We start from the raw sequence: 13,694 nt of genomic DNA, 5'->3' as shown, positions 1-13,694 counted from the left end.
TTTAATTCATCCAGTATTACAAGATCATGTTCTTTACTTATTATAACCTCTTTTGCTTTCTTGAATCCTTGTACAGCCTCCTCGATATCAATGGGCTTAGGATTTTTTTTATCTACAAAATCGGGTGTACCAAACTGGAAAATATCGATGTTTGGAATGTCTTTAAAAAAAGTGATTTCTCCATATTCTACATTCTTCTTCATGAATTGAATAAGACAAACCTTTTTATGATGTCCGAGAAATCTTGTTGCAAGTCCCAGAGAAGCAGTTGTCTTGCCTTTGCCATTGCCTGTGTATATATGCAGCATATCAAACCCCTTCAATAAAAATGGTGGGTGATACTGGAATCGAACCAGTGACCTCTACGATGTCAACGTAGCACTCTAACCATCTGAGCTAATCACCCACAGATTGAGTGAAAGAATTTTTGTAGGATATTTCTTTGTCAAAAAATTTAGGTTTAAACTTATTACTAGTTCCAAAATTATACTTCTAACAAAAATTGTTGGGAGTTTGATTATTTAAAAAAGTTGACAATTATTTTTGCAAAAAATATTAATTGAGCAAATTAATTTGCAATATGAAAAATAAATTAACAGATAAACTGAAGAAAGCGTCGCTAACAAAACGCGAGAAGATGATCGCAGATACGATTACCAAAAATCTTCACAAAAATGCTTTTCTAAACGGTCCGCAGCTTGCAGAAACGTGCAATGTAGCACCATCATCCATTACACGATTTGCTCAAAAACTCGGTTATACAGGATTTCCAGCTCTTAAGAAAGAACTCGAAACCTTATATCGAAAAACCACAACCCCGCATGAAGTATTTGAAGAATTCATTTCAAAACTATCTCAAAAAGATGTGGCTGATGCAACGATCGAGCAGGACATTCAAAACATTATGAATACCCGGACATATCTTAATAAAGAGACGCTTTCACGCATTGTTTCTCTTATCGATAATGCAAAAAAAATCATTATTGCATCGATTGGTTCGAGCGAAGCATGTGTCGATATATTTCATTACTATTTCGAAGCCCTGGGTAAGGATTACATCAAACTAAGAGGATTTGGCATTTCCAAACAGATCGAAGTGATGGATGTTGGTGTGGGAGATGTGGTAATTGCAATTAGCTTTCAAAAAATTTTAAAAGAAGTTCGTGACGTTGCCGCTTATGCCCATTCCAAAGGTGCTGCTACAATAGCGATTACAGACAGTGAATTCAGCCCCCTTGCAATGGTATGCGATCATGTACTCGTCACTCCGGTAACCGGTACGACGTATAGTCTCTCACAGGCAGCTCCGGTTGTGATGGTTAATATTATCGTGAATAGCCTTGCGGCTATGAATAAAGATAAAAGTCTTTTATTATTAAAAAGAACAAAAAAAGAATGGGAAGAATTACCCGTATTTTGCGAATAAAAGGAGTTTCCATGGCTAGTAAAAAGACCGTGTTCTTGTTTCTTATTCTCATAATTATCTTATTTGTTAGACTTAATGCAAAACCCGTTGATATTAACGTTTGCAAAGACATTGTTTATCATAAGATCAATCAACATAATCAAGATCAAATATTTTCAATTAATGATATTTCAGAACATTATAATGAAAACGGCAAAACACTTTTTTATCTTGTTGAACTTACACCTCGAGGATTCATGATCATTGCAGGAGATAATAATCTTCCTCCCATTATCGGTTACAGTTTCAGAAACACAATTGATGTTCAAGATGATACGTCGATACCATATCAGGCAATAGCGCTGAATATTTCGTATCGTTATAAAGCTTTGCAGAATCTTCCTCAAAAAATCAAGCAGCAAAGGAACGATGCATGGACACAGCTTATCGAAAGCAATGTAGTAAAAGAAGAAATGTATTGGCCGAATCAAGACTCGACTCTTACTGGTGGATGGGTGCAGGTACAATGGCATCAAACTGCTCCCTATTATAACTACTGCCCCTGGGACATGGTAACAGGCGCACGAAGTCTTGCGGGATGTCCTGCAATTGCAACTGCGCAGATCATCGATTACTTTACCAATATTAATAATGCACAATTTGGTGATGGAGATGATTATTACCATTCCTATGCCGGACGGAATTTCATGATCGACGACGATTATTTTACGCGCGGCTTCGCTTCTTTCCCAGATTTAAATGGTTATCTCTCATCCTATGATGCTCATAAAAAACTGGATCAACCTCTTACCAATTCAGACAAAGCAGGGCTCTGTTTCGCCTGTGGTGTAGCCGCAACTCAAGTCTATACATCCTCGGTTTCAGGCACGTTTTACCTGAGCCAAGTGGTCGATGCTCTCGAAAAATTTGGATACTTCGGCACCGACACGATCGATGATTCTGATCCGAATTTCTGGACCAGACTCAGCCAGAATATGATGGATGCTCAGCCGGCAGAATTAACCGTTCTGGTAACAGGGGGCAGCGGTGGGCATAATGTTGTTGTTGACGGATATAATACGTTAAATGAATATCATGTGAACTTTGGCTGGGGCGGCTCATATGACGGCTGGTATATCCTTCCCGATGAATTCCCCTACTCACTTACAACAATACACGGTGTAACATTGGATATCTATTCAGATCCGGTTCCATATTATGATCCTCCAGCAAATCTCCTATATTCTAGTAACCAAAGCCCTGCATATATCGACCTTACATGGCAGGCACCGAATCAGTTAGATGTCATTTCTTACAATGTATATCGAGACGATATGCTTCTGAACACTTCTCCGATATACGATTTGTCATATCGAGATGAAACAGCAATATATGGAACAGATTATGAATATTATACAACTGCTTTGTATGAAATCGGTGAATCCAATCCCTCGAACACTGTTGTGATCAACTGGAATGTTGCTGTCGATGAACCTGCCTATTTAGATGCTTCAAAGAGTATAAGTTTCCCTAATCCTTTCAATCCAGCTATTGATGGCACTATGTCGATCAAGTATTTTACAAATAGAGAAACTCTCGGCACTAATATAAAAGTGTACAATATTAAAGGTGAGTTTGTACGAGGTTTGCCTACTTTGGCCGAATCACAAGGAATGATTGAAACCACATGGGATGGAAAAGATGAACTGGGAAATGATGTACCTTCCGGCGTCTATTTCTATTCCATTTATGGTGAAAATTCACAATTAGTTAAAATTTTATTATTGAGGTAAAATAGAGATAGGTTAAAAGTCGTCATAGATCATTCTGTGGCGGCTTTTTTGTTTCACTTACTTATCTGAGGTTCACCTTTCGATGCTAACCACTTCTGACACACGGAACTTGAATCGTCTCGATTTGTCGGGATGATTCAAGAACAGTGACGATCATAACAAAGTGCTTTAACAAAAAAATAATACTTAACGAAGGTCGCCCGACCATTCGTCAGATTCAATTTTCTATAAGCCATTGTACTTTTTATTATTAGTAAATATATTTGAAAACCTTCCAATCATCATAAAATTTGACATAAAAAACTACACTCACAAATTACGCAAACGTGGAGTAGCGTATGAATATTGTAAAAGGTCAAACTGGTTGGATCGAGGTCATCTGCGGCAGTATGTTCAGCGGAAAAACCGAAGAGCTCATTCGCAGGATGAGACGTGTCGAAATCGCCAAACATCCCTTCCAGATTTTTAAACCGACGATCGATAACAGATACCATCATCAATACATCGTTTCCCACAACAAATCAAAACTTAATTCAAAACAGGTTGATACCTCACAACAACTATACGAACTTGTAAAAAAAGATACTGAAGTAGTTGGTATCGATGAAGCACAATTCTTTGATGAAGGACTCGTTGAAGTGTGTCAGAAACTTGCAAACGAAGGCAAACGAGTTATCGTTGCTGGACTTGACCAGGACTACCGCGGCAAACCCTTCCATCCTATGCCGGAACTGCTTGCAACTGCAGAATATATCACCAAAACCCTTGCGATCTGTATGAAATGCGGTAATCCAGCAAACCGTACACAACGACTTGTTGATAACGATGAAGAAATCCTTGTTGGAGAAAAGGACATTTACGAAGCACGCTGCAGGAACTGCTTCCAGCCGCCAAAGGAAAAATCATGATATTCGTTCGTATTATCAGTGCGGTCATCACGATCTATATCTGGCTCATCATCATTCGGGCAATTGTATCATGGTTCAGTCCAAATTATGGCAATCCCCTTATGCAGCTACTTGTAAGAGTTACAGAACCGGTTCTCGGACCTGCAAGACAACTCGTTCAAAGGATCATTCCCACCCGGAATTTCGATATTTCGCCAATTGTGGTAATTCTCGTTCTGGAATTACTGCGCAGTCTATTAATCAGAGCAATACTATATTAGCGAGGCACAATGCCACAAAATATATCTCCTTCGGAAATAAGAGGTAAAGAGTTCAATAAAACATTGAGCGGATACAGCAAACAGGAAGTTGAGGAGTTTCTCGATCTTCTGGCTGACCAGATCGAACGGCTCGATGGGACGATCAGGGCTCAACAAAAAGAGATCGAGGACAGGGACAAGAAACTCGAAGATATCGAAGAACAGAAAGAAGTCCTGAAACGAACACTCATACTCGCGGAAAAACTCAAAGAAGACACGCTTAAAAGCGCTGATAAAGAAGCGAAGAACATCATAAAAGATGCAGAGATCTCTGCAAAAGAGCGTGTAAAAAAAGCTAAGGATTACCTCAGCATTCTCGAACATGATTATGTGAATCTCAAAGACAAAAAGAAATCCTTCCTTCTCTCCTTCAAATCACAGATAAACACCATACTCGACCTCATCGAATCAGAATTTCAAAAAGATAAAGAAGATGCACGGGAGATAGAAAAACCGATCATTCCTCCGCCTGATTTTAAAACACACGATTTTTTTAAAGACACAAAGCTCCCCCCTCCGGTTGAAAAGAAGAAAGAAGAACTCTCTAAGATTGAAGAAACGATTGAAGAGATTCAGGAAGAAAAGCCCCTTGAGGAAGAAGAAGTTATCGAACAAAAACCCAGGATCAGTTTTAGCAATAAAGAAGATGAAGAAGATTAGACCACTTGTCGCAGAATCAGCCGAATACATCCGCTCTCTTTACGGTGATAAGCCGGAAATCGGTATTATTCTTGGAACTGGGCTAAACGAACTTGCAACGATCATCGACGTTGATATAGAAATTCCTTATCACGATATCCCTCATTTTAAAACTTCAACAGCGCCCTCTCACCATGGAAAAATGCTTTTTGGAACTTTTAACGAAAAAAAAATAATCATTATGCAGGGACGTCTTCATTGTTATGAAGGTTACACAGCCCTTGAAACAACGTATCCCATTTTTGTGATGAAGGAACTCGGTATACAAACCCTCATCGTAACAAATGCGGTTGGTTCACTTAATGAAGAAATGCAAGTTGGGGATCTTATCGTTATGAAAGATCATATAAACCTGACCGGATCCAATCCTCTTGTTGGTGAAAATGATCCTGATCTCGGTCTCCGCTTTCCAAGCATGCATGATGCATATAATAAAAAATATATTGAAATCGCCAGAAAGGTCTGGACTGACAGCGGTCTTGCTTTCAAGCAGGGTGTGTATGTCGGATTACTCGGGCCAAGTTTAGAGACGACTGCAGAATGCAGAATGCTCAAGACAATTGGCGGAGATATGGTTGGAATGTCAACAGTTCATGAAGTTATCGTGGGTGTTTACCTTGGACTGAAAATATTCGGCATTTCAACAATTACAAACCTATCCAACCTCTTTCACTCTGATACGCATGCACAAACAAGTATCGAAGAGGTTGCTAAAAAAGCGCAAAAAAAATTAAAAGTGCTCATTCAAAACTTTCTTAAGGAAATATAAGTCAGGAGTGTTGTATGGAACGTGAAAAGCTGGATTTTTTCAGGGACCTGCTTATGAATGAACGACAAAAGGTCGTTAAAATCATCGAGGGAATTGATGAGAGTTGGAGCAAGAACATCCGTGATGCAGTAGGAAATATCTCCTCATATGTAACACATATTGCTGATCTTGGAACAGATTCTAATGAACGTGAAAAAGAAACGTATATGCTGGAACGAGAACTGAGAAATCTCAAGAACATCGATAGTGCTCTCAAACGTATCCACGATAAAACTTATGGTGTCTGCAGCTACTGCGGTGAAGACATTTCTTCATCGCGACTAAAAGCGATCCCGTATACTGAGCTTTGCATCGATTGCAAGCGTAACGAAGAAAGGCTAAACAATAACAACCACAGATAAAAAATCCGATATAAAAAAATATTTGCTGTTGTTTATAATATTCCTTGCTCTTGATCAGATATCGAAAATTTCAATCCGCCATCTTTTCTCGCATGCACATTCAGACACATTACCAATACTCGGGAATTTTTTCAGACTAACCTTTGTTGAAAACCAAGGAGCAGTATTTGGCATCAATCCTCAACTTGGACAGCTGACAAATATCATTCTCCTTGTTCTTCATATAGTTGCTATTGTTATTATCATATTTTTATTCAGGAGGAACACCCACCCTCTTGCCCGGTTCAGCTTTACACTTATACTCAGTGGAGCATTCGGCAACCTAATAGATAGAATATTTTTAGGAAAAGTAACAGACTTTCTTGACGTGGAATTTTTCAATATAACTATAGGTAAATGGCATATTGACCGATGGTATGTCTTCAACATTGCAGATTCATGCATCGTTGTAGGCGTTATCCTGTTAATCATATATTATCTTTTTGTAGAAAACTCTGCAAAACAAGAAGAAATTTTGGAGAAAGAATGAAAGGTAAATTTTCATTAATTTTATTGGTGATGTGTATATCTGTATCCATGCTGTATGGGACAACAATATATGACATTCAATACACAACTATAGCTGGTGGAGATGGCACATATCCTTCACTACTCGTTGGACAATCCGTGACATTCACTGGTATTGTAACTGCCAACGGATATTATTCATCAGGCAACAGCAATCGATTTTTTGTATCCGATCCTGCGGGTGGTGCATGGAAAGGTGTATTCGTCTTTAGCTACGATTACTCCGTTTCAGTAGGTGATGAGGTTGAAGTCTCTGGAGAGGTGCAAGAATACTTTGGACTTACAGAGATTGGAAATCTCTCGGACGTAACTATCCTCAGTTCTGGCAATCCTGTTCCTGAAGCTATATCTGTCTCAACTGGTGATCTTATGACTCCTTCAACAGGCGAGCCGTATGAAGGATGTTTAGTAAAAATTTCAGATGTCACAACAACGCAAGGCCCAAGCACTTATGGAGAATGGTATGTCGATGATGGTTCTGGAAACTGCCAGATCGACGATGCAATCTACACATATGAAAATCCAACAGTCGGTGACACATTTACTTCCATCACAGGCGCTGTTGATTATAGTTATGACGAATATGGTGTAAATCCCCGTGATGCAAATGATTTTGTAACTACCGGAGGAGACACAACCCCGCCAACCATGAATTCTGCTAATGCCCTGAATGAAACAAGTGTAAAGATCAAATTCAGCGAAGGACTGGATCAGACAACTGCTGAAAATGCTTCAAACTATTCTATTACACCTTCACTCACCGTATCTAATGCATCTCTGCAGAATAATGATGAAGTTGTTCTTACAACCGGAACACAGGAATCAGGTACGACATATACGATAACCGTAAATAATGTTGAAGATCTTAACGGAAATGTAATTGCTGTAAACAGCATCATTACATTTATTGGTTATACACCCGGAAGCGGACCTGACCTATTCTTCTCAGAATATATTGAAGGAACCTCACAGAACAAAGCTTTGGAAGTTTATAACGGATCGGGAGCAACTGTTGATCTTACTCAGTACCGGATTGCTCAATCCTCAAATGGTAACGGGTGGCAATATTGGCATGAATTTCCAACCGGCTCAACACTTGCCGACGGAGACGTTTGGGTTATCACGACTGATGAAGCTAATACGCAGATACAGCAAGTTGCAAATGAAATACTGTCCTATCCCAGTGTTGTACACCACAATGGTGATGATGCACGCGGCCTTGAAAAAACGACCGATGGCGGCACCACATGGACATTGATCGATGTGATCGGTATTCCCGACGAAGATCCAGGTGATGCTTGGGACGTTGCCGGAACTCCCAGTGCTACCAAAGATCATACCTTGGTGCGAAAAGCATCCGTTACAGAAGGTACGACTGTATGGTCTAATTCTGCCGGCACAACTCCAGAAAACTCTCAGTGGATCGTGTACCCCGTCGATACCTTTGATTATATCGGAGAACATGGTGAGAATGATACAACCCCTCCTACTCTTGCTAGTGCTAATGCAATCTCATCTACTTCAGTTCAGGTCACTTATGACGAACAGGTCGATGAGACCACTGCCACGAATATTGCTAACTATTCGATCACGAATCTTACTGTTACTTCAGCAATTCTTCAAGCACTTGGAAAAACAGTTCAACTTATTACTACCAACCAGGCAGCTGGTTATAATTATACAATAACCGTTAATAATGTTCAAGACCTTGCCGGCAACATCATCGATCCGAATAGCACTATCGACTTTACCGGATACCAGGAAGGTCCAACTGAAGGACAATTGATCTTCTCAGAATACATTGAAGGTTCGAGCAATAATAAAGCTCTTGAAATCTATAATGCTTCTACCCAAACTGTGTATCTCGATAACTATCGTGTTGTAAGTTCCTACAACGGAAGCGGATGGAGCGCGGAACATTATTCCTTCCCGACCGGAGCAACGCTTGGATCGGGTGATGTTTGGGTGATTGCGAACGAGGATGCGTCTCAGACCATTCTCAGTGTTGCAGATGAAATCCTTGCATATAATGCTGGTGGATATGTTGTCAGTTTTAACGGCAATGATGCACGTGGAATTGAAATGACCACAGACGGCGGTGCCACGTGGACACTGATCGATGTAATTGGAATTTCAACAGAAGATCCAGGAACCGGATGGGATGTTGCAGGTGTTACAGCAGCAACCTACGATCACACACTCGTCAGGAAAAGTTCTATTGAAAGTGGAAATACAGACTGGACTACTTCTGCCGGCACGGATGCAACTAATTCTGAATGGATCGTATATCCGATCGATACGTTTGATTATATTGGCTCACATGGAGGTGGTGTTGGTGGAAACGTTACGATCTCCAACCTCGATCCAGATCCGGGTGAAGCTGTAACGGTTACACTCAGCCATGCAGATTCCTTGCGGAATCCCAAACTTTACTGGAATACTGTTAAGCAGAATCCTTTCTCAGAACTTCCAATGGTTCCGGCAAAAGCTTATGAATGGACAGCAGAGATTCCGGGTCAAAATGCAGGAACCCTCGTTTTCTTCTATATCATAGCTGAAGATGCTGAACAAAATTATCATTACTTCCCGACCAATGCTCCGGATGAGGTTTTTGAATATGCATATGACATCGATGATTTCAGCGCTATCCTCAAAGTTCCTCATTATACATTCTGCCCAACTTTAGGAGAAAAATTCCAGATCCAATATCATTCCCGAACAGGTGATAAAATAGTCTTACGTTTATATAATAGTGAAGGTGTTCTGGTCAATACGATCACAAACGAAATCTCGACAGGTATGCATACCTTCGAATGGGACGGCAAGGATGACAATTGGAATACTCTTCCTCCCGGTTTGTATATTTGTAATCTTGAAGTTGTTAATCCAGACAATGGCGATATCAAATCCACTTCGGTGCCAATTGTGATCGCCGCACCTTTGAAATAATTTTTGGATGAAAGGATAGAAATGAAGAAATTAGCTTTCATAGTAATACTGATCCTTCTGACCACATCTCTTATCTATGGGGAGATAGCTTCAAATGTATTTGCAAACTATCAACCCTCTGCACGAGCACGAGGAATGAGTGGAGCTTTCATTGCAAGCTGTAATGATCCGAATGCAATCTTTTACAATCCCGGAGCTCTTGCTTATGCAGATCGGGGAATTTCCCTGGGATATGCACAGCTCTTCAATAACAGCTTCCAGCTCTTGATGTCCGGAGCACTTGCATACAGTCTGCCAAAGATAGGTACGATTTCACTCGGAATGCAGGCAATGGACGTTGAGTTCGAAGGACAAAAACTCCAGCAGGAAGGCACCTATTCTCTTGCTCATTCCATCCTTCTGATGGGAGATGTTCACTCTCAGCTTTATGTTGGATATGGATTGAATCTATACTATCTGAAATTCGGCGAGACAGTTGGCGGGATCAATCCGGGTAATCAAACGACATATGGCGTGAATCTTGGAGCTCTTGCAGTTCTCCATCAGAGAACCCGTATTGCTTTTGCAGTAAAAAATTTGAATAATCCATCCATGGGTTCAGACCAGACCTTTGACCTTCCCCAGCATCTGACTCTGGGTATTGCATATGAACCGTATGAGGGTGTAATAACAGAGATCGACCTTTCACAAAAACTCGGTGAAGAAACAAAAATCCAGGCTGGTATCGAGTTCGAAGTTATTGAAAATTTCTGGCTCAGAACCGGTGCTTCAACTTATCCAAATAGTATTTCTGGTGGATTTGGAGTACTTTTTAAAGGGATTAAGGTCGATTATGGATTCAGTTCACATCCAGTCTTACCGATCACTCATCAATTTTCTCTGGGTTACTTATTTTAATTGTTATACTGCGTGAGGTATAAATGAAAAAAACAGATAAGGATGAAAAGAGCAGCTACTCACTCATCATCAAAGGATTTATAAAACTGATATTCAATTTTCTTAATCATGTTGTAAAAGACTGGGAGAATAAGTTCAGCAACAGGGGTTATAAAGAACTCTCCCAGAAATATGACGTTATCGAGAAAAAAGTTTTTAATGATATTCACAACTTAAAGAATAAGATCGAGAAACTTTCAGTACGATTATTCTGGCTGAATCTTCTCGCAGCGCTCCTCTTTTGCTGCGTAGTTGTCGAACTTATTCTTATAATTCAACTGGGTTAATATGCAAAAAGCAATCATAATTTTTAGTTTTGTACTTCTGCTGGCTGCAGTTTCACTTTGTGCATCTCCAGAACAGTTAGACCTGAATAAAGCAACCTACCAGGAAATACAAGCGCTTCCCATCACCGCTCAGCAGGCAGAGGATATTTATTATTACAGAACGTATATTAATTTCTTCCAATCTGTCTATGACCTTCTTGCCCTTCCAAGTATCGATCAAAATACATTTCTGAAACTGAAACCTCTCGTGAAGATCGTACCCTATGGAATTTATGACGAACGTGCTCAACGCAGGGATCAGATCAACTATCTTATCCGGCGTCTTGCCCTTGATGAAGGCTCTTCTGAAGCAGTATCCGACCTCTGGGAAGACATGCTCATGTCCCCTATCAATATCAATACTGCTACATATCAAGACCTACTGAACATGCCGATCGTGAATCCCACTGATGTACGAGCTATACTGCGCCAGAGACAACTTGGCAATTTCCAGGATTACAGGGGCATGCGAAACGCACCGGGTCTTACCTATTATGGCGCATCAAATCTCAGACATTATGTTTCATATGAACCACCCGAACATGAAGGAAAATGGAACTTCAACTATCGCTTCAAGTTTAACAATAATCCTTTCTCAGAAGAAATGCAGGAAGTGCTTCGCGAAAGCTATGTTCCGGATAGTCTTAATGAAAAATTCTCCATGTGGGGTTTATATGATCTGGATAATGCTCCTCCTGAAATTTCCCATAAACTTCGTGGAAGAATGGAGGATTGGTACAATCTTGAGATAAGCGCTTTGCTCTTTTTTAAAAAAGGGGAGGAAAGGGATCTGAATCTATTCCAGAAGGATAACCAGCTTTCTGAAGCTCTGGCTGAAAACTCAAAATATACTGTCGGCATCGATCTCAAAACTGCGAACTTGAAAGTTGTACTTGGAAATTACCGTGCAACCTGGGGCGAAGGTCTTGTCATGGAAAATACAGATATCTTTGAATCACGCAGGACAGGATATGGTTTTTCAAAAAGAGTACAGGGTATTTTCCCGGACCTTTCTCCCACAGAAGAATTTGCCCTCAAAGGTGCTGCAGTCGAATATGGAAACAGCTTCATGAATGCATCCGTTTTCTTCTCTGATGATAAAAAAGATGTTATTGTTTGGGATAGTAATCATGATGGTGAGATTACCGATAAAGATGATATCTTCTATTATGTTGTTTCCACACCGCGCTTTACTAATGAACAACTCGAATCCGCTGAAAATATCTTTAATGAATACAGACCCAATCTCTCTCCTCATCCACTTCCCAAGATAGATATGGCTCCAAGACGGGATGCGCTCAGGGAAACAATGCTTGGTGGTCACCTCCAATTCGATCCTTTTATCGGGACACATCTTGGCATCACTGCTTATGAATCTCAATACGACCGTTATTTTAATATTGCAGATTACGAAGACCTTGGTCCATACCTTATATATGACAGTTATTATTATAAGAAATTAGATATCAATGATTCAGAGATATCATCTCTCTATTCAACAAAAACTGATGCATACAGACGAAATTACCGCCGAGTGTATGGATTTGACTGGCAGGCAACGCTTGATAACGTCACCTTCCAGGGTGAATATGCCGAACTTGAGGTTGACGGTAAAACCTTTGATCTTGGTGACGACCCGAGCGCTTTGGTGGCAAGTGCATACTTTAATTATGCAAACCTGAATTTCATGATGCTGTATCGTGACTACGATCTTGAGTTTGATAATCCTTATGCACGACCTTTTGCTGAACATGAGCGTTTTGACGGAACGATTCTTGAGAAACAGTATTACTTGAAAAATCCACTTGTATCTGAAGTGTATTATAATTCACCTTGGTCACAGGCTGAACAGGGACTGTATATCGAAACAAGATACAAATTCCATCGCCAGCTGACACTCACAAAAGCATATCTTGATATGTGGGAACGTAAAAGCGATGGCAGGAAAAGTGTCCGTTTCCAGGGTGAGCTTGAATACAGACCGATCTTTCAAATAGCAATGCGCCTCAAACAAAAACTCCAGACAAATGGTTCTGAAGACTTCTTTACGCGTGCAGTATCAAAAACGAGTGAGACGACTTTTCTATTCAGAACATATCTGACCAATCGTGACCGTCTCGACCTTGAATACCGCTACACAAAAGTATGGATGGCTCCTTATACAGGCTTAACCGAAACTGCTGAACCTGGACAGACATACATACTCCCAACCGCAGATGTTCTCAATCACGGCGATATGATCTGTGCTAATTATGTTCATAATTTCACTGATTATTTCCGTCTCGAGGGTTCATTCCTCTTCTGGAATGGACACGGCGTGAGCCACTGGGATTGGGAAGATATGGAGATCGACTTTATGGGAAGTCAGGGTATGAAGTTCTGGTTTACGTTGTATAATAGAATTTCGAACAGTCTCGCGGTCTCTTTTAAATATAAAGTTAAGCATTACGAGGATGATGAGCTCTATCTTCGTCAATATAATGAACCGGTTTCGGGTCTAAATTATGTTGCTCAAGTTAAGCACAAAGAGACCTCAATCCGCTTGCAGCTTGACTGGACTTTTTAAGAATGGAACACAGAATGAACACAGATAATTTAAAAAATATAAATTCTGCACTATTTGATATTATACGTGCAGTAAA

13 protein-coding genes and 1 tRNA gene are annotated in these 13,694 nt (G+C 40.2%); 12 read left to right on the top strand and 2 right to left on the bottom strand.

What is annotated here, in order from left to right; all coding sequences use genetic code 11:
• Positions 1-308 (bottom strand): cob(I)yrinic acid a,c-diamide adenosyltransferase (locus JW794_10620; protein MBN2018565.1); only part of this gene is annotated, 308 nt, incomplete at its 3' end.
• Between the two features lie 21 nt (positions 309-329).
• Positions 330-406 (bottom strand) — tRNA-Val (locus JW794_10615).
• Positions 407-580: 174 nt separating this feature from the next.
• Here JW794_10615 and JW794_10610 point away from each other — a divergent pair.
• The 12 genes from JW794_10610 (at position 581) to JW794_10555 (ending at position 13,618) form a co-directional block, all read left to right on the top strand.
• Positions 581-1,426, top strand: coding sequence for a MurR/RpiR family transcriptional regulator (locus JW794_10610; GenBank protein MBN2018564.1), 846 nt, complete (start codon positions 581-583; stop codon positions 1,424-1,426).
• A gap of 11 nt (positions 1,427-1,437) precedes the next feature.
• The gene (locus tag JW794_10605; GenBank protein ID MBN2018563.1) at positions 1,438-3,198 is read left to right on the top strand and encodes a C10 family peptidase; all 1,761 of its coding nucleotides are present in this window, start codon (positions 1,438-1,440) and stop codon (positions 3,196-3,198) included.
• A gap of 338 nt (positions 3,199-3,536) precedes the next feature.
• Positions 3,537-4,106, top strand: coding sequence for a thymidine kinase (locus tag JW794_10600; protein MBN2018562.1), 570 nt, complete (start codon positions 3,537-3,539; stop codon positions 4,104-4,106).
• Positions 4,103-4,366: a YggT family protein gene (locus JW794_10595; protein MBN2018561.1), complete on the top strand. Its 264-nt coding sequence runs from the start codon at positions 4,103-4,105 to the stop codon at positions 4,364-4,366. The genes JW794_10600 and JW794_10595 overlap by 4 nt, the downstream gene beginning before the upstream one ends.
• Before the next feature lie 9 nt (positions 4,367-4,375).
• A complete protein-coding gene (locus JW794_10590) occupies positions 4,376-5,065 on the top strand; it encodes a DivIVA domain-containing protein (protein ID MBN2018560.1) in 690 nt (229 codons plus the stop codon).
• Positions 5,052-5,873: a purine-nucleoside phosphorylase gene (locus JW794_10585; protein ID MBN2018559.1), complete on the top strand. Its 822-nt coding sequence runs from the start codon at positions 5,052-5,054 to the stop codon at positions 5,871-5,873. The genes JW794_10590 and JW794_10585 overlap by 14 nt, the downstream gene beginning before the upstream one ends.
• Before the next feature lie 14 nt (positions 5,874-5,887).
• Positions 5,888-6,274, top strand: a complete 387-nt coding sequence (locus JW794_10580) for a TraR/DksA C4-type zinc finger protein (GenBank protein MBN2018558.1) — start codon at positions 5,888-5,890, stop codon at positions 6,272-6,274.
• A 28-nt stretch (positions 6,275-6,302) separates the two neighbouring features.
• Positions 6,303-6,803, top strand: coding sequence for a signal peptidase II (gene lspA, locus JW794_10575; protein MBN2018557.1), 501 nt, complete (start codon positions 6,303-6,305; stop codon positions 6,801-6,803).
• On the top strand, positions 6,800-9,790 hold the full coding sequence (locus JW794_10570) for a lamin tail domain-containing protein (GenBank protein MBN2018556.1): 2,991 nt from the start codon (positions 6,800-6,802) through the stop codon (positions 9,788-9,790). The genes lspA and JW794_10570 overlap by 4 nt, the downstream gene beginning before the upstream one ends.
• A 21-nt stretch (positions 9,791-9,811) precedes the next feature.
• A complete protein-coding gene (locus JW794_10565; GenBank protein ID MBN2018555.1) occupies positions 9,812-10,687 on the top strand; it encodes a hypothetical protein in 876 nt (291 codons plus the stop codon).
• A gap of 23 nt (positions 10,688-10,710) precedes the next feature.
• Positions 10,711-11,013 (top strand): hypothetical protein, encoded by a 303-nt coding sequence (locus JW794_10560; GenBank protein MBN2018554.1) that lies wholly within the window; start codon positions 10,711-10,713, stop codon positions 11,011-11,013.
• Between the two features lies 1 nt (position 11,014).
• Positions 11,015-13,618: a helix-hairpin-helix domain-containing protein gene (locus JW794_10555; protein ID MBN2018553.1), complete on the top strand. Its 2,604-nt coding sequence runs from the start codon at positions 11,015-11,017 to the stop codon at positions 13,616-13,618.
• Positions 13,619-13,694: the final 76 nt, after the last annotated feature.

The sequence above is a fragment of the Candidatus Cloacimonadota bacterium genome, assembly GCA_016932035.1.
GTDB lineage: Bacteria > Cloacimonadota > Cloacimonadia > JGIOTU-2 > JGIOTU-2 > Celaenobacter.
The sequence above is the reverse complement of the archived record's forward strand: the minus strand, read 5'-3'. Positions and strand labels throughout refer to the sequence as shown.